Source organism: Sphingomonas sp. CL5.1 (assembly GCF_013344685.1).
Taxonomy (GTDB): domain Bacteria; phylum Pseudomonadota; class Alphaproteobacteria; order Sphingomonadales; family Sphingomonadaceae; genus Sphingomonas.
In genome coordinates this window covers 4049014-4067138 of sequence record NZ_CP050137.1, presented here as the reverse complement: position 1 = coordinate 4067138, position 18125 = coordinate 4049014, and the positions used below count along the sequence as shown (strand labels likewise).

Genomic DNA, 18125 nt, shown 5'->3' with positions numbered 1-18125 from the left:
GTGTCGAACGGTGATCCGGCGGATCAGTCGTTCAGATACTCGCCCGCGGCCTCGTCACTGCCGTCGCCGGAGGAGACGACCGCGGCGAGCGGGTCCGGGCCGGTGCCCTGCGCGTCACGCGGGGAGCGGGCCAGTTCGGCGGCATGTTCCTGCGCCGCGCTTGCCGGGGCGGTGATCGCCATCGCCTCGGCCAGCTTGCGCTGCTGCACGCGCAGCGCCGCATCGCGCGAGGTGGCCGCGACGCGCAGGCGGTTCATGCCCGCGCCGGTGCCCGCCGGGATCAGGCGGCCGACGATGACATTCTCCTTGAGGCCCATCAGCGTGTCCTGCTTGCCCTGCACGGCCGCCTCGGTGAGCACGCGCGTCGTTTCCTGGAACGACGCGGCCGAGATGAACGAGCGGGTCTGCAACGACGCCTTGGTGATGCCGAGCAGGATCGGCTTGCCCTGCGCGGGCTGCTGACCCTTGGCGAGCTTGGCGTTCACCTCGTCCATCTCCTCGCGATCCACCTGCTCGCCGGGGAGCAGGGTGGTGTCGCCGGCGTCGGTGATCTCGACCTTCTGCAGCATCTGGCGAACGATCACCTCGATGTGCTTGTCGTTGATCTTCACGCCCTGCAGTCGATAGACCTCCTGGATTTCGCTGACGAGGTACTCGGCCAGCGGCTCGATGCCGAGCACTTCCAGGATGTCGTGCGGATCGGGGCTGCCGCCGATCAGGTTGTCGCCACGCTTGACGTAGTCGCCTTCCTGGACGTCGATCACCTTCGACTTCGGCACCAGATATTCGACGACCTCGCCGCCGTCCTCCGGCTGGATGCCGATCTTGCGCTTCGCCTTGTAATCCTTGCCGAACACCACGCGGCCGGAGACCTTGGCGATGATCGCATTCTCCTTCGGCTTGCGCGCCTCGAACAACTCGGCGACGCGCGGCAGACCGCCGGTGATGTCGCGGGTCTTGGCGCTTTCACGCGCGACACGCGCCAGCACGTCGCCGGCCTGCACCGTGGCACCGTCCTCGACCGACAGCACCGCGCCCGACGCCAGCATGTAGCGCGCGGTCTCGCCCGAGCCTTCGTCGAGCAGGGTGATGCGCGGACGCAGATCCTCCTTCGACTTGGAACCGGCGCGGAATTCGGTGACGACGCGCTGGGCGATGCCCGTCGCCTCGTCGACCTGCTCGGCCAGCGTCTTGTTCTCCACGAGGTCCTGGAACTTCACAATGCCGCCGGTCTCGGTGATCACCGGCATGGTGAACGGGTCCCACTCGGCCATGCGATCGCCCTTGGAGACGATATGGCCGTCGTCGAACATGACATAGGCGCCATACGGGATGCGATCGACCGACAGCTCGCGGCCGTCCATGTCCTTGATCACGATCTCGCCCGAGCGGCTCAGCACGACGCGGCGGCCGCGCTGGTCCTCGATCACGCGCAGGTCGCGGAACTCCACGGTGCCGTCGGCATGCGCCTCCAGGTTCGAGGTTTCGTTGAGCTGCGCCGCGCCGCCGATGTGGAAGGTGCGCATCGTGAGCTGGGTACCCGGCTCGCCGATCGACTGCGCGGCGATGACGCCCACCGCCTCGCCGATGTTGACCGGCGTGCCGCGCGCGAGATCGCGCCCGTAGCATTTGCCACACACCCCAACCTTCGATTCGCAGACCAGCGGACTGCGGATCTTGACCGACTGGATGCCGATGCCCTCGATCACCGCGACCGCCGCTTCGTCGAGCAGCGTGCCGGTGGCGATGACCACCTCGTTGGTCTTCGGATCGACGATGTCCTCCGCCGTGGTGCGGCCGAGGATGCGCTCGCCGAGCGACGCGATGGTCGAGCCGCCCTGCACGATCGCCTTCATCTCCAGCGCGCGCTCGGTGCCGCAATCCTCCTCGACGATGACGCAATCCTGCGACACGTCGACGAGGCGGCGGGTCAGGTAGCCCGAGTTCGCGGTCTTCAACGCCGTGTCCGCGAGGCCCTTGCGGGCGCCGTGGGTGGAGTTGAAGTATTCAAGGACGGTCAGGCCCTCCTTGAAGTTCGAGATGATCGGCGTCTCGATGATCTCGCCCGACGGCTTGGCCATCAGGCCGCGCATGCCGGCAAGCTGCTTGATCTGCGCCTGCGAGCCACGCGCGCCGGAGTGCGCCATCATGTAGATCGAGTTGATCGGCTTCTCGCGGCCCGTCTCCGGGTCGACCTTCACCGCCTTGATCTCGTTCATCATCGAGTTCGCCACCTGGTCGCCGCAGCGGCTCCAGGCGTCGATCACCTTGTTGTACTTCTCCTGCTGCGTGATCAGGCCGTCCTGATATTGCTGCTCGAAGTCCTTCACCTGATCGCGCGTCTCGTCGACCAGCTTCTCCTTGTCGCCCGGGATGACCATGTCGTCCTTGCCGAACGAGATGCCGGCGCGGAACGCGTGGCGGAAGCCCAGCGCCATGATGGCGTCGGCGAACAGCACCGTCTCCTTCTGGCCGGTGTGGCGATAGACCTCGTCGATGACGTCGGTGACGTCCTTCTTGGTCAGCAGGCGATTGACCGTCTCGAACGGCACCTTGTGGCTCTTGGGCAGGCACTCGCCGAGCAGCATGCGGCCCGGCGTCGTCTCATAGCGCTTGAGATACTGGTTGCCCTGCTCGTCGGTCTGCGGAACGCGGCTGGTGATCCTGGTGTGCAAGGTCACCGCGCCGGCGTTGAGCGCCTGATGCACCTCCTGCATGTCGGCCAGCAGCATGCCTTCGCCCGGCTCGTTCTGCTTCTCCATCGAGAGATAATAGAGGCCGAGCACCATGTCCTGCGACGGCACGATGATCGGCTTGCCGTTCGCTGGGCTGAGGATGTTGTTGGTCGACATCATCAGGACGCGCGCTTCGAGCTGCGCCTCAAGGCTCAGCGGGACGTGCACGGCCATCTGGTCGCCGTCGAAGTCGGCGTTGAAGGCCGAGCAGACCAGCGGGTGAAGCTGGATCGCCTTGCCCTCGATCAGCACCGGCTCGAACGCCTGGATGCCGAGACGGTGGAGCGTCGGCGCGCGGTTCAGCAGCACGGGGTGTTCGCGGATCACCTCGTCGAGGATGTCCCAGACTTCCTTGCGCTCCTTCTCGACCCACTTCTTCGCCTGCTTCAGGGTCATCGACAGACCCTTCGCGTCGAGGCGGGCGTAGATGAACGGCTTGAACAGTTCGAGCGCCATCTTCTTCGGCAGGCCGCACTGGTGCAGCTTGAGTTCCGGCCCGGTCACGATGACCGAGCGGCCCGAATAATCGACGCGCTTGCCGAGCAGGTTCTGGCGGAAGCGGCCCTGCTTGCCCTTGAGCATGTCGGACAGCGACTTCAGCGGACGCTTGTTGGCGCCCGTGATCGTGCGCCCGCGGCGGCCGTTGTCGAACAGCGCGTCGACCGCTTCCTGCAACATGCGCTTTTCGTTGCGGACGATGATGTCCGGCGCGCGCAGCTCCATCAGCCGCTTCAGGCGGTTGTTGCGGTTGATGACGCGGCGATAGAGGTCGTTGAGGTCCGACGTCGCGAAGCGGCCGCCGTCCAGCGGCACCAGCGGGCGCAGCTCGGGCGGGATGACCGGGATCACCTCGAGGATCATCCACTCCGGCCGGTTGCCGGATTCGAGGAAGCTCTCGACGACCTTAAGGCGCTTAATGATCTTCTTCGGCTTCAGCTCGGACTTGGTGGTCGCCAGTTCCTCCAGAAGCTGCTGCTTCTCGCCCTCGAGATCGAGGTTCTCGAGCATGACGCGCACCGCCTCCGCGCCGATGCCGGCGGAGAAGGCGTCCTCGCCATATTCGTCCTGCGCCTCGAGCAGCTCGTCCTCGGTGAGGAGCTGATACTTCTCCAGCGGGGTCAGGCCCGGCTCGATGACGATATAGGCCTCGAAATAGAGCACGCGCTCAAGCTGCTTGAGCTGCATGTCGAGCAGCAGGCCGATGCGCGACGGCAGGCTCTTGAGGAACCAGATGTGCGCGACCGGCGCGGCCAGCTCGATATGGCCCATGCGCTCGCGGCGGACCTTGGAGACGGTGACCTCCACGCCGCACTTCTCGCAGACGATGCCCTTGTATTTCATGCGCTTGTACTTGCCGCACAAGCATTCGTAATCCTTGATCGGGCCGAAGATGCGCGCGCAGAACAGGCCGTCACGCTCGGGCTTGAACGTGCGGTAGTTGATCGTCTCCGGCTTCTTGATCTCGCCGAACGACCACGAGCGGATGCGATCCGGCGATGCGATGCCGATCTGGATCTGGTCGAAGGTCTCGGGTTTCGCGACCGGGTTCGCGAAGGGGGTCATCTCGTTCATAACTTCATCCCTCTGGAGGGTAATTCTGCTGGGCGGAGACAGGGGGCGCCGTCGTCGCGGCGACGCCCGATCCCGTTATTCCGCCGCCTCGGCCAGGCCATCGTCCTCGTCCATCGACTTGAGATCGACGTTGAGGCCGAGCGAGCGCATTTCCTTGACGAGCACGTTGAAGCTCTCCGGGATGCCGGCCTCGAACGTGTCGTCGCCCTTGACGATCGCCTCATAGACCTTGGTGCGACCGACCACGTCGTCGGACTTCACCGTCAGCATCTCCTGGAGCGTGTAGGCCGCGCCATAGGCCTGGAGCGCCCACACCTCCATCTCGCCGAAGCGCTGGCCGCCGAACTGCGCCTTGCCGCCCAGCGGCTGCTGGGTGACGAGGCTGTACGGCCCGATCGAGCGCGCGTGGATCTTGTCGTCCACGAGGTGGTGCAGCTTGAGCATGTAGATGATGCCCACCGTCACCTTGCGGTCGAACTTCTCGCCGGTGCGTCCGTCGAACAGGTCCGACTGGCCCGACGGGTCGAGACCCGCCAGCTCCAGCATGTCCGCGACATCCGCCTCGACCGCGCCGTCGAACACCGGCGTCCCCATCGGCACGCCGCGCGTCAGGTTCTCCGCCAGCTCGACGATGCCCTCGCCGTCACGGGCGTCGATATCGGCGAGATAATGCTCGCCGTAGATCGTGCGCAGGCGATCCTTCACCGGCTCCGGCATCGCGCCGGGGCGGGCATCGGGATTCGCCTCGCGCCAGTCCTCCAGCGCCTGCGAGACCTGCTGGCCAAGGCCGCGCGCGGCCCAGCCGAGATGGGTCTCGAAGATCTGCCCGACGTTCATGCGCGACGGCACGCCCAGCGGGTTCAGCACCAGATCGACCGGCGTGCCGTCCGCGAGGAATGGCATGTCCTCCTGCGGCAGGATGCGGCTGATGACGCCCTTGTTGCCGTGACGGCCGGCCATCTTGTCGCCCGGCTGGAGCTTGCGCTTCACCGCGACGAACACCTTGACCATCTTCAGCACGCCCGGCGGCAACTCGTCGCCACGCTCCAGCTTCTCGCGCCGGTCGTGGAACTTGTCGGTGATCCGCTTGGCGGCCTCATCATACTGCGCCTTGACGGTCTCCAGGTCGCCCTGGACCTTGTCGTCCTGCACGGCGAACTTCCACCATTCGTGGCGGTCCACCGAATCGAGCACTTCGGCGTCGATCGTCACACCCTTGCGGACGCCCTTGGGGGCCGCCGTGGCGACCTGATCCAGCAGCATCTCGCGCAGGCGCGACCAGGTGGCGCGGTTGAGGATCGTGCGCTCGTCGTCCGAGTCCTTCTTCAGGCGCTCGATCTCCTCGCGCTCGATCGCCATCGCGCGCTCGTCCTTGTCGATGCCGTGGCGGTTGAAGACGCGCACGTCGACGATCGTCCCGGCCACGCCCGGCGGCAGGCGCAGCGAGGTGTCGCGCACGTCGCTCGCCTTCTCGCCGAAGATCGCGCGGAGCAGCTTCTCCTCCGGCGTCATCGGGCTTTCGCCCTTCGGCGTGATCTTGCCGACGAGGATGTCGCCCGGCTCCACCTCGGCGCCGATATAAACGATGCCCGCCTCGTCGAGGTTGCGCAGCGCTTCCTCGCCGACGTTCGGGATGTCGCGGGTGATGTCCTCCGGCCCGAGCTTCGTGTCGCGGGCGGCCACCTCGAACTCGTCGATGTGGATCGACGTGAACACGTCGTCCTTCACGATCCGCTCGGAGATGAGGATCGAGTCCTCATAATTGTAGCCGTTCCACGGCATGAACGCGACGAGCGCGTTGCGACCCAGCGCCAGTTCGCCGAACTCGGTCGACGGGCCGTCGGCGATGATGTCGCCGGCGCGCACCACGTCGCCCACCTTCACCAGCGGGCGCTGGTTGATGCAGGTCGACTGGTTGGAGCGCTGGAACTTCATCAGCGTGTAGATGTCGACGCCCGATTCCTCGGCCGAAACCTCGCCCGTCGCGCGGACGACGATGCGGCTGGCATCGACCTGATCGATCACGCCCGCGCGGCGGGCGGCGATGGCGGCGCCGGAATCGCGCGCGACCGTCTCCTCCATGCCAGTGCCGACGAACGGCGCCTCGGCCTTGACCAAAGGCACCGCCTGACGCTGCATGTTCGAGCCCATCAGCGCGCGGTTCGCGTCGTCGTTCTCAAGGAACGGGATCAGCGAGGCGGCGACCGACACAAGCTGCTTCGGCGACACGTCCATCAGCGTGATCGTCTCGGGCAGCGCCATCAGGAACTCGCCCGCCTGACGCGCGGAGATCAGTTCCTCGGTGAGACGGCCGTCCTTGTCGACCTCAGCGTTGGCCTGCGCGATCGTGTGCTTGGCCTCCTCCATCGCGGAGAGATAGACCACCTCGTTGGTGACCTTGCCGTCCACGACCTTGCGGTACGGCGTCTCGATGAAGCCGTATTTGTTGACGCGGCTGAAGCTCGCCAGCGAGTTGATCAGGCCGATGTTCGGGCCTTCCGGCGTCTCGATCGGGCAGATGCGGCCGTAATGCGTCGGATGGACGTCGCGGACCTCGAATCCCGCGCGCTCGCGGGTAAGACCGCCCGGCCCGAGCGCCGAGACGCGGCGCTTGTGCGTCACTTCGGAAAGTGGGTTGGTCTGGTCCATGAACTGCGAGAGCTGCGACGAGCCGAAGAACTCGCGCACGGCGGCGACCGCCGGCTTCGCGTTGATCAGATCGTTCGGCATGACGGTCGACACGTCCACCGACGACATGCGCTCCTTCACCGCGCGTTCCATGCGCAGCAGGCCGACGCGATACTGGTTCTCCAGCAGCTCGCCCACCGAACGCACGCGGCGGTTGCCGAGATTGTCGATATCGTCGATCTCGCCCTTGCCATCCTTCAGGTCGACGAGCGTCTTGACCACCGCGAGGATATCCTCGGTGCGCAGCGTCGTCACCGTGTCCTCGGCATCGAGGCCGAGGCGCATGTTGAGCTTGACGCGGCCCACCGCCGACAGGTCGTATCGGTCGGGATCGAAGAACAGGCCGGCGAACAGCGCCTCTGCCGTCTCCAGCGTCGGCGGCTCGCCGGGGCGCATCACGCGATAGATGTCGGACAGCGCCTGCTCGCGCTCCTCGGCCTTGTCGGCCTTCAGCGTGTTGCGGATCCACGGGCCGGTGGTGACGTGATCGATATCGAGCAGCTCGATGCGATCGACGCCGGCCTTGTCGAGCTTCTCAAGGTTCTCGGGCGAAATCTCGTCACCCGCCTCGACGTAGATCTCGCCGGTCGCCTCGTTGATGAGGTCATAGGCCGAATAGCGGCCGTAGATTTCCTCGGTCGGGATCAGCAGGTCAGTAAGGCCGTCCTTCGCCGCCTTGTTGGCGGCACGCGGGCTGATCTTCTGCCCGGCCGGGAACACCACTTCGCCCGAATTGCCGTCGACGATGTCGAACATCGGCTTCACGCCGCGCCAGTTCTCCGGCTGGAACGGAATCTTCCACCCGCCTTCGCCACGGACGAAGGTGAGACGGTTGTAGAAATGATTGAGGATTTCCTCGGAATTGAGGCCGAGCGCGTACAGCAGCGCCGTCACCGGCAGCTTACGCTTCCGGTCGATGCGGACGTTGACGATGTCCTTCGCGTCGAACTCGAAATCGAGCCACGAGCCGCGATAGGGGATCACGCGGGCGGCGAAGAGATACTTGCCGGACGCATGGGTCTTGCCGCGGTCATGGTCGAACAGCACGCCGGGCGAACGGTGCATCTGGCTGACGATGACGCGCTCGGTGCCATTGATGAAGAAGGTGCCGTTCTCGGTCATGAGCGGCATGTCGCCCATGTAGACGTCCTGCTCCTTGATATCGAGCACGGAGCGGGTTTCCGTATCCGGGTCCACCTCGAACACGATCAGCCGCAACGTGACGCGCATCGGCGCGGCATAGGTGATGCCGCGCTGGCGGCATTCCTCGACGTCGAACTTCGGCGGCTCAAGCTCGTAGTTGACGAAATCCAGCTCGGCGGTGCCGGCGAAGTCGCGGATCGGGAAAACGCTGCGCAGCGTCTTCTCGAGGCCCGAGACATAGCCGATCGAGGGATCGGAGCGCAGGAACTGCTCGTAGCTTTCGCGCTGCACCTCGATGAGGTTCGGCATCTGCACGACTTCGTGGATGTTGCCGAACACCTTGCGGATGCGCCGCTTGGGCGTGGTTGCGCCCTCGATCGCCTTGGTTGCCATGTAGCTGTCAGCCCTCAGTCAAAAACCGTTCGAGCGCGAGAACAGACGCCAAAAGGCCGCAGTCCATCCCCATCCGGGGTGACGGCAGCCTTGAGCGTCTTATGAAACCGGAAACCTCCATTCGTCCGATACGGTGCGCGACGCCGCATCATGTCCCGAAGCTCCGGCAAGAGCGGCGATGTAGGGGGTCGTTCCAACAACGTCAAGGTACGCGCGGCAGGTTGATCCGCGCGGCGGTACGGGCATAACCGGCGGCATACCATCGGAACAGGGAAATCCCATGCACCGCAAGTCATTGATCCTCGCCTGCCTCGCCCTGACCGCCGCGCCGCTCGCCGCGCAGCAGGTGAGCGCGCCGCCGCCGGGCGGCGATATCCCCGCGAGCTTCGCCTATCCGACCGAGGCGAACGATTATGTGAAGCGCGACGTGATGATCCCGATGCGCGACGGGGTGAAGCTTCACACCGTCATCGTCATCCCCAAGGGCGCGACCAACGCACCGATCCTGCTCACCCGCACGCCCTATAATGCCTCGGGGCGCGTGGCGCGGATGGCCAGCCCGCACATGATCTCGATCCTGCCGCAAGGCGACGAGCCGTTCGTCCGCGCCGGCTATATCCGCGTGTTCCAGGACATTCGCGGGAAATACGGGTCGGAGGGCGATTATGTCGTCACCCGTCCGGTGGTCGGCCCGCTCAATCCGACCAAGGTGGACCATACCACCGACGCCTGGGACACGATCGACTGGCTGGTGAACAAGGCCAACCTACCCGAATCCAATGGCCGCGTCGGGATGATCGGATCGTCCTATGAGGGATTCACCGTCGTCATGGCGCTGCTCCATCCGCATCCGGCGCTGAAGGTCGCCGCGCCGGAAAGCCCGATGATCGACGGCTGGATGGGCGACGACTGGTTCCACTACGGCGCGTTCCGGCTCGCCAATATCGGCTGGCTCGGCTCGCAGACCGGCTTCAAGGGCGCGGCGGAGGAGCCGGCCTCGGGCATCTACGACGATTACGATCGCTTCCGCCGCGTCGGCTCGGCGGGGGCATGGGCGGAGCAATCGGGCTATGCCGCGCTGCCCTATTGGCAAAGGATGGTGGCGCATCCTTCCTATGACGCCTTCTGGCAGGGGCAGGCGCTCGACAAGCTGGTCGCGGCCAATCCCTCGAACGTCCCGACGATGTGGGAACAGGGGCTGTGGGATCAGGAGGACATGTATGGCACGATCCATACGTGGGAGGCGCTGAAGGCGAAGGGCAAGCTCGGCAACAACTTCCTCGTCATGGGGCCGTGGCGGCACAGCCAGGCGAATTACGACGGCTCCTCGCTCGGCGACTTCAAGTGGAAGGGCGATACCGCGACCGAGTGGCGCGAGAAATATCTGTTCCCGTTCTTCGACCAGTATCTGCGCGATGGTCAGCCGGCGTTCGCGCCGCCGCAGGCGCTGATCTACAACACCGGTGAGAACCACTGGGACAAATTCGCGCAATGGCCGCTGGCGTGCGAGGCGGGCTGCGCCGCGCCATTGAAGCCGATCTATCTGGAGGCGGACGGCGGGTTGGGCTTCGACAAGGGTGGGGAGGGGGGCGACAGCTACGTCTCCGATCCCGCCAAGCCGGTGCCGCACCTGCCGCGCCCGGTGAATTTCGGCGACGGCCGCTGGGGGGCGTGGCTGGTGCAGGACCAGCGCAGCTATGACGGCCGCCCGGACGTGATGACCTATCAGACCGCGCCGCTGACGCAGGCGATGCGCGTGTCCGGCCCGCCGATCGCGGACCTGTTCGCCAAGACGACCGGCACCGACGGCGATTTCGTCGTCAAGGTGATCGACGTCTATCCCGATCAATATGCCGACGAGCCGAAGAAGGGCGGATACCAGCTCGCGGTCAGCCTCGACATCTTCCGTGGCCGCTACCGCGACAGCTTCGAGCATCCCTCGGCGATTCCCGCCAACAAGGTGCAGCGCTATCGCTTCCGCCTGCCGACGGTGAACCATGTGTTCGAGCCGGGGCATCGCATCATGGTGCAGGTGCAGTCGACGCTGTTCCCGCTCTATGACCGCAACCCGCAGAAATATGTGCCGAACATTTTCCTCGCGAAACCCGGCGACTATCAGAGGGCGACCGTCACGCTGATGCGCGGCGGCGCGCAGGCGAGCGCGGTGTGGCTGCCAATCGTGCCGGTGGCGCGACCGGGCGAATAATGACGGTCTGGTGCGGTTCAGCTTGATGGGGATAACGCGCGCGGGATGAGAACGGCTATCATGGGGCTGGCGCTGACCGGGACGGCGCTGGCTGGCGGACAGGCGATCGCGCAGGCGATCCCGAAGACCACCCCGGAAAACCTCGCGCCCGCCCCGCTCAAGGTGCCGTTGCCGTTGCCGACGCCGGCTCCCTCGGGAACGCCCGTTAGCGAGCAACCGCTGGTCGTGGTGCCGATCGAGCCGTCGAGCGCGCCGCAGGCTCCGCCGCGCGCGCGATCGACTTCGCGTGAGGTGCCTGTCGCCGCTCCGCCGCGCCGGGAGCGGGCGCCGCGTCCGACCGCGCGGGCAACGTCAGCGCCGCGCGAGGCGGTGCCGCGGGCGGTTGCCCCGACACCCGCGCCTGCGCCCACGCCTTTGACGGCTCCTTCCGCCGGGCCAACAGCGATGGCGATGCCTGTTGCGCCGATCGTGCAATCCGAAACAGGCGAATCCCGGCGCGGCTGGCTCGTGCCTGTGGCTCTAGGGGGGCTGATCGCGCTGATCGCAGCGTTCGTTATCTGGCGGCGGCGTGGCGGTGAGGCAAAGGAGGATGAGGTTGCAGTCACGCCCGTCGCGCCGGTGCCGTCCGAACCGGCGGTTCCGCCAATTGCGCCCACTCCCGTGCCGGACGCGCCGCAATTCCTAGAGCGTCCGGCGCCGAGCGAGCGCGCCTGGCTCGATCTCGCCGCGCCGGAAGTGCATCGCGCGGGCATCAATCTCGTCACCGCCACCGCCGATGTCGCGCTGCTCGTGCGCAACGAGGGCAACGCCGTGGCGCGCGATGTTCGGCTCGCGATCCGCCTGACCAGCGCGCAGCCGGGGCAGGACGCGGTGCTCGACGCCTTGTTCGCCGAGCCGGTCGAGCGACCGATCGTGCCGCCGTTCGATCTCGCACCGGGCGAGGAGCGGGGGGTGCGCGGCATCGCCACCCTGCCGCGCGAGGCGATCGTCGCGCTCACCGCCGCCGGGCGGCCGATGTTCGTGCCGGTGGTCGCGCTCAACCTGCTTTACGATGCCGGCGCGGGAACGCCGGGGCAGACCACCGCCGCCTTCGCGGTCGGCGTGGAACGACCGGATGGCGGCAAGCTCGGCCCGCTGTGGCTCGACGAGCCGGCGCGGATGCACGACGCGATCGGCATCCGTGCGCACGGGACGACGGTGAAGAAGTAACGATCATCATCCCGGCGTTCGCGGAATGACGGCAACAAAAAAGGGCGGCTCCCGTGGTGGGAACCGCCCTTTCTTTTTCTGGCCGCGTCACGGGAGCAAGCCCCGTGACGTCGAACGCGGCTTTTGGCCGCGCCGGCCGGCCTTGCGGGAATGCGGGCCGGAACGGCCCGCATTCCCGCCGCAGCTTACTTCAGCTCGACGGTCGCGCCGGCTTCCTCGAGCTGCTTCTTGATCTTCTCGGCCTCGTCCTTCGAGACGCCTTCCTTGACCGGCTTCGGCGCCGACTCGACCAGCGACTTCGCCTCGGTCAGGCCCAGGCCGGTGATGGCGCGGACTTCCTTGATGACGTTGATCTTCTTGCCACCGTCGCCGGTGAGGACCACGTCGAACTCGGTCTTCTCCTCGGCCGCCGGCGCACCGCCAGCCGCGCCACCGGCCGGAGCGGCAACCGCAACGGCGGCGGCGGCGCTCACGCCCCACTTCTCTTCGAGAAGCTTCGAAAGCTCGGCCGCCTCGAGGACGGTCAGTTCGGAAAGCTGGTCAACCAGCGCGTTCAGGTCTGCCATTGTTCACTTCCTTCAAATCGCAAGCCCCGAGGGGCTTCAGTTTCGCTTGATAAAGCCGCCTGAGATCAGGCCGCTTCCTTCTCCGAATAGGCCTTGAGCACGCGCGCGAGCTGCCCGGCGGGCGCCTGGGTGATGGTCGCCAGCTTCGTGGCGGGTGCCACGAGAAGCCCGACGATCTTCGCCCGGAGCTCGTCCAGCGACGGCAGCGTGGCGAGCGCCTTCACGCCCTCCACGTCGAGCGCGTTCGCGCCCATCGCCCCACCCACGATTTCGAACTTGTCGTTCGTCTTCGCGAACTCGACCACCACCTTCGCCGCGGCGACGGGGTCGATCGAGGTGGCGAGACCGACCGGACCCGTGAGCATGTCGCCCAGCGAGAGATAGTCGGTGCCGTCGAGCGCGATCTTGGCAAGCCTGTTCTTCGAGACCTTGTAGCTGGCGCCGGCCTCCCGCATTTTGTTGCGCAATTGGGTCGACTGCGCGACGGTCATCCCGTGGTTGCGGGTGATGACCACCACGCCGACCTCGGAAAAGGTGCGGTTCAGCTCGGCGACGGCTGCGGCCTTTTGACCACGATCCATGCCATTCTCCACGTTCTGGACATGAGCCGAAACCCATGCCCGGTTACATTTCCCCACGCGCCTTTTCGGGGCGCATGGAGTTGTCCAGCGATGGGGAATGGGAAGCAGACGCATGGCCGTAACGGCGATGCGGCAGACCGGCGCGCCGCGAATGGCTGGCCGGAAAAATCCTGTCCCCGTCTCGGCGGGAGGATTAAGCCGGCAAACCGGCACCCGCTGTCTCGGACGGTGCCCGACGGCGCAAGGCCGGCGGACGCGCGGGAGCCAATATACGAGCGTCCGCGAAAGTCAACCTAGCGGTCGGTCCGCCGTGCCCCTTCCGCCCGCGCCGCCGCGAGCGTGGGATAGCCGTTGACCGCCATCAGCAGGTCCGCCTCCGCGAGGATCGATTTCAGCACATGCGCCGCGCCCTCCGCGCCGCCGAGCGCCAGCCCATAGGCATAGGGTCGCCCGATCCCCACCGCATCCGCGCCGAGCGCGATCGCCTTCACCACGTCGCTGCCCGAGCGAATGCCGGAATCGAACAGCACCGGCACGCGGCCCCTTACGGCGTCCGCCACGCCGGGCAGCATGTCGATCGCGGCGATCCCGCCGTTCGCCTGCCGTCCGCCATGATTGGAGACGTAGATGCCGTCCGCCCCGCCGTCGATCGCGCGCCGCGCGTCGTCGGGGTGGCAGATGCCCTTGAGCACGATCGGCAGCTTCGTCAGCGATTTGAGCCACGGCAGGTCGCCCCACGTCAGCACCTTGCCGAACGTCGCGCCCCAGGTGCCGATCGCGGTGCGCAGATCCTCCTCCGGTGACTTGGCGAGCAATTTGCGGAAGGCGGGATCGACGAAATAATTGGTCAGCACAGCACCGCGAAGCTGCGGGAAATTCGAGACGTTGAGGTCGCGCGGCCGCCAGCCCGTGACCCAGGTGTCGAGCGTGACGACGATCGCGTCATACCCCGCCGCCTCGGCGCGGCCGACGAGGCTCGCGGCCACGTCCTTGTCACGCGGTGTGTAGAGCTGGAACAGCGCGGGCGTGTCGCCACAGGCGCGTTTCACGTCCTCCAGCGGATCGTTCGACAGGGTGGAGGCGCACAGCGGCACGCCGGTCATGGCCGAGGCGCGTGCGGCGGCGAGGTCGCCGTGCTGGTCCTGCGTCACGATCCCGGTCACGCCGATCGGCGCCATGAACAGGGGCGAGGCGAGCTTGCGCCCGTAGAGGTCGATCGACAGGTCGCGGTTGGTGCAATCCACCATCATGCGGGGCACCATGCCCCAATGGTGGAAGGCGCGGGCGTTCTCGTCCTGCGTGAACTCGTCGCCGCAGCCGCCCTGCACGTAATTGAGCACCGAGGGGGGCATCGCCGCCTCCGCCCGCGCCTTGAGCGTCGCGAAATCGACCGGCAGCGTCGGCTGCACGCCGGAGAGGCCCGCGCCGTAGATCAATGTCTGGAAATCGCCGTAGTGCGGCATCTGCCTCTCCGCTTTCTGTGTCCGGCCCAGTTGTCGGGCGAGACAGGTCACGGCGTCAAGGATCAGCGCATCCGGTATCGCACGCCCAGCCACAGGGTGCGCGGCGTCGCCTGCTCGATGATGTTGTTGCCGCTGATCCCGGCCTCCACCCGTGCGTCGAAGGCGTTCTCGGCACGCGCCTCGATCAGCCACGCGCGGCCGAGCGGCAGCGTCGCCACCGCGTCGAGCGTCGTCGCCGGGCGCAGGCTGCGCGTGTTCTGGTCGTCGTCGAACTGCCGGGCGATGTAGCGCATCGTCGTGGAGAGCGAGGCGTCGCCCGCCCGCCAGCCGAGCGTGCCGGAAACCTGGTCGATCGGCGTCTGCGCCGGGCGCAGGCCGTCCAGTCCGGCGGCCGCGCCGGATGCCTCCACCCGCGCATCGACATGCTGCCACGAGGCGCGCGCGTTGAACGGCCCGGCGCGCCAGCTCGCGTCCAGCTCCACGCCGGTCGAGGTGATCGCGTCGAGGTTCTGCCGCACGCGATAGACGCCGCCCGCCGCGACGAAGCCGACGCCGGGGAAGTTGCCCGGCCCCGTGCCGGCGGTGACGTTGGCGATCGCATCCTCCAGCCGGTTGCGGAACACCGTGACCGCGAGCGAAATGGCCCCGGTCGGCGTGACGGTCAGCCCGCCCTCATAGCCGGTGAGCTTCTCCGGGTTCAGCGCGGCGTTGGCGGCGGTGGCGTCCGCGCCGACGCGGAACGGGCGGTAAAGCTCGTTGAGCGTCGGCAGCCGCCAGCCGCGATAGGCCGCCGTGCGCAGCGTCACGGCGTCGATCGGCCGCCATGCGATGCCCGCGCGCCCGGTCGCCTCGGTGCCGTCGCGGTTAGGGAAATGCAGGTCGTTCACCGACGCGCGGGTGGCGATCATATGCTCGTCGAGATAGCCGTTCGCGATCCGCCACCAGTCGATCCGCCCGCCGAGGTCGAGCGTCAAGCGGCCGAGATCGGCGCTGCCATCCGCGAACAGGCCCATGTTGCGCGTCTCGCCGCCGGCGAAGCGCTGGCGGGTCGGCAGCCCGCTCACGTAGCTGAACAATTCCTGCGTCTTGCCGGAGACGGCGCGCACGTCCGCGCCCATCCGCAGCGACAGGTCCTTTCCGAGCGGCGGCGATACCTCCACCCGCGCGCCGATGCCGGTGGCGGGGGTGTTATATTGGTTCAGCGTCTCGGTCGCGGTGGTGCGCGCGGCGTTGATGCTGGCGAATTGCGAGGAGAAGGCGCGGGTCTGCAGATAGCCCAGCGCCGACCACCCCCAGGCGCCACGCCCGACGAGGCGCAGGCTGGCGTCAGCGCCCTGGCTGGTGTTGGCGGTATAGGCGGTGCCGCGATCGCGCGTGTCGGTGAAGGCGCTGACGTTCGCCTGAAGCTCGGTGTTGGGCGCGATGCCGATCACGCCGCGGAACGCGCCGCTTGCCTGCTCGTAAGGTGCGGGCCGATCGACCGGCCCGCGCGATTCGGCGACGGTGGGGGTGAAGCCGTCGCCGCGCGCATAGCTGCCGGAGAGGGTGGCGAAGCCCGCGCCGCGCACCAGCGCCGCGCTGCCGTCCGCCTCCAGCGAGTTGCGGCTGCCATAAGCCACGCCGAGCGCGAGCGGGGAAAGCTGGTCCGGCGTTGCGCTATCCATCTCCACCGTGCCGGCGAGCGCGCCCGGCCCGAAATAGCCGCTGCCCCCGCCGCGCGTCACGCGGATGCGACCGAGCCGCTCGGTGGCGTAAGCGGGGAAGGGCACCCAGCCGCCGAACGGATCGGCCTGCGGCACGCCGTCGAGGATCAGCAGCGCGCGGCTGGAGGCGTTGCCGCCGATGCCGCGCAGCGAGATGCCCTGGCTGGTCGGATTGGCCGAGCGCGAGTCCGAGCGGCGGAACTGCTGTAGCCCGGCGACATCGGCGAGGATGCTCTCCAGCCGGGTGCTGGCATTGTCGGTGATGCGGTCGCGATCGATCGCCACCACGTCGAACGCGCGGTCGCCCGGCCGGTCGTCCAGCCCGCGCCCGGTGACGACGATGTCGGGCTGCGCATTGGCGTCGACGGTCTGCGCCTCGGCGAGCGTGGCGACGGAGCAAAGCAGGGCGATGGCCAGCGGACGGATCATGCAGGCGCCTTTAGTGGGAGATCAAACTATTTGGAAGCACCTCGATGCGCGTCATGCAATGGCGCGGGCGGAGGGGGCGGTCAACCTGCCGGGTCCGCACCGCGCGCGCAAAAACAAAGGGCCGGGATCGCTCCCGGCCCTTCATATCCTTGCGATGCCGCGACGCTCAGGCGCCGGCGACTTCCGCCACGTCGATCTTGATGCCCGGCCCCATCGTGGAGCTGACCGCGATCTTGCGGACATACTTGCCCTTCGCGCCCGACGGCTTGGCCTTCACCACCGCATCGACCAGCGCATCGAAGTTGCGGCGCAGGTCCTCGGTGGCGAAGCTCGCCTTGCCGATGCCGGAGTGGATGATGCCGGCCTTCTCGACGCGATACTCGACCTGGCCGCCCTTGGCCGCCTTCACCGCCTCGGCGACGTTCATCGTCACGGTGCCGAGCTTCGGGTTCGGCATCAGGCCCTTGGGGCCGAGCACCTTGCCGAGACGGCCGACGACGCCCATCATGTCCGGGGTGGCGATGCAGCGGTCGAAGTCGATCGTGCCGCCCTGGATCGTCTCCATCAGGTCTTCCGCACCGACGACGTCGGCGCCGGCGGCGCGCGCCTCGTCAGCCTTCGCGCCCTTGGCGAACACGCCGACGCGCACCGTCTTGCCGGTGCCGGCCGGGAGCGTGACGACGCCGCGCACCATCTGGTCGGCATGGCGCGGATCGACGCCGAGGTTCAGCGCGATCTCGATCGTCTCGTCGAACTTGGAGGTGGCGTTGGCCTTGGCCAGCGCGATCGCCTCGTCGACGCCGTGCAGCTTCTCACGGTCGATCTGGATGGCCTTATGCTTCTTGGTCAGCTTCGCCATGTTCAGCCCTCCACCACTTCGAGGCCCATGGCCCGCGCGCTGCCTTCGATGATCTTGGTCGCGGCTTCGATATCGTTCGCGTTGAGATCCTTCATCTTCGCCTGCGCGATTTCCGAAAGCTGCGAACGCTTGATCTTGCCCGCGGTCACCTTGCCCGGCTCCTTCGAGCCGGACTTCAGGTTCAGCGCCTTCTTGATGAGGAAGGTCGCCGGCGGCGTCTTGGTCTCGAACGAGAACGAGCGGTCCGCATAGACGGTGATGATCGTCGGGAGCGGCGCGCCCTTTTCCATGTCCTGCGTCTGCGCGTTGAACGCCTTGCAGAATTCCATGATGTTCACGCCGCGCTGACCGAGCGCGGGGCCGATCGGCGGGGAGGGATTCGCGGCGCCGGCGGGCACCTGCAACTTGATATAGCCGGTAATCTTCTTTGCCATGTCACTCTCTCAATCCGGCCGCGCCCCGAGGGAACGGCCTGGTTTCAAGTCTAGCGGTACGAGCGGGCGTCAGCCCTCCCGCAAGCATTTTTCCACGGTTTCACGAGGAAGCGCGCGCCCTAGCCGAAACGCCCCGCGATTGCA

Annotated in this window: 10 protein-coding genes; 2 read left to right on the top strand and 8 right to left on the bottom strand. The window is 67.1% G+C overall.

Annotation, left to right across the window (positions count from 1 at the left end):
* Positions 1-23: 23 nt before the first annotated feature.
* The gene (gene rpoC, locus F9288_RS19495) at positions 24-4307 is read right to left on the bottom strand and encodes a DNA-directed RNA polymerase subunit beta' (protein WP_174838304.1); all 4284 of its coding nucleotides are present in this window, start codon (positions 4305-4307) and stop codon (positions 24-26) included.
* Positions 4308-4382: 75 nt separating this feature from the next.
* Positions 4383-8531: a DNA-directed RNA polymerase subunit beta gene (gene rpoB / locus F9288_RS19490; RefSeq protein WP_174838303.1), complete on the bottom strand. Its 4149-nt coding sequence runs from the start codon at positions 8529-8531 to the stop codon at positions 4383-4385.
* 280 nt (positions 8532-8811) lie between these two features.
* Here rpoB and F9288_RS19485 point away from each other — a divergent pair, with 280 nt between their 5' ends.
* Complete coding sequence (locus tag F9288_RS19485) at positions 8812-10737, top strand: CocE/NonD family hydrolase (RefSeq protein WP_174838302.1); 1926 nt, start codon at positions 8812-8814, stop codon at positions 10735-10737.
* A 45-nt stretch (positions 10738-10782) separates the two neighbouring features.
* Entirely contained in the window at positions 10783-11946 is a 1164-nt protein-coding gene (locus F9288_RS19480) for a hypothetical protein (protein ID WP_174838301.1), read from the top strand.
* A gap of 185 nt (positions 11947-12131) precedes the next feature.
* On the opposite strand, the gene rplL is transcribed toward F9288_RS19480, so the two are convergent.
* From rplL to rplK, 6 genes are all read right to left on the bottom strand, one after another.
* Positions 12132-12512, bottom strand: a complete 381-nt coding sequence (gene rplL / locus F9288_RS19475) for a 50S ribosomal protein L7/L12 (protein WP_174838300.1) — start codon at positions 12510-12512, stop codon at positions 12132-12134.
* Positions 12513-12577: 65 nt separating this feature from the next.
* Entirely contained in the window at positions 12578-13093 is a 516-nt protein-coding gene (rplJ, locus tag F9288_RS19470) for a 50S ribosomal protein L10 (RefSeq protein ID WP_174838299.1), read from the bottom strand.
* Between the two features lie 293 nt (positions 13094-13386).
* The gene (locus tag F9288_RS19465; RefSeq protein WP_174838298.1) at positions 13387-14556 is read right to left on the bottom strand and encodes an alpha-hydroxy-acid oxidizing protein; all 1170 of its coding nucleotides are present in this window, start codon (positions 14554-14556) and stop codon (positions 13387-13389) included.
* A gap of 62 nt (positions 14557-14618) precedes the next feature.
* Complete coding sequence (locus F9288_RS19460; RefSeq protein WP_174838297.1) at positions 14619-16688, bottom strand: TonB-dependent receptor; 2070 nt, start codon at positions 16686-16688, stop codon at positions 14619-14621.
* A gap of 166 nt (positions 16689-16854) precedes the next feature.
* Positions 16855-17547, bottom strand: a complete 693-nt coding sequence (gene rplA / locus F9288_RS19455; RefSeq protein ID WP_174838296.1) for a 50S ribosomal protein L1 — start codon at positions 17545-17547, stop codon at positions 16855-16857.
* A gap of 2 nt (positions 17548-17549) precedes the next feature.
* Positions 17550-17981 (bottom strand): 50S ribosomal protein L11, encoded by a 432-nt coding sequence (gene rplK, locus F9288_RS19450; protein WP_174838295.1) that lies wholly within the window; start codon positions 17979-17981, stop codon positions 17550-17552.
* Positions 17982-18125 lie beyond the last annotated feature (144 nt).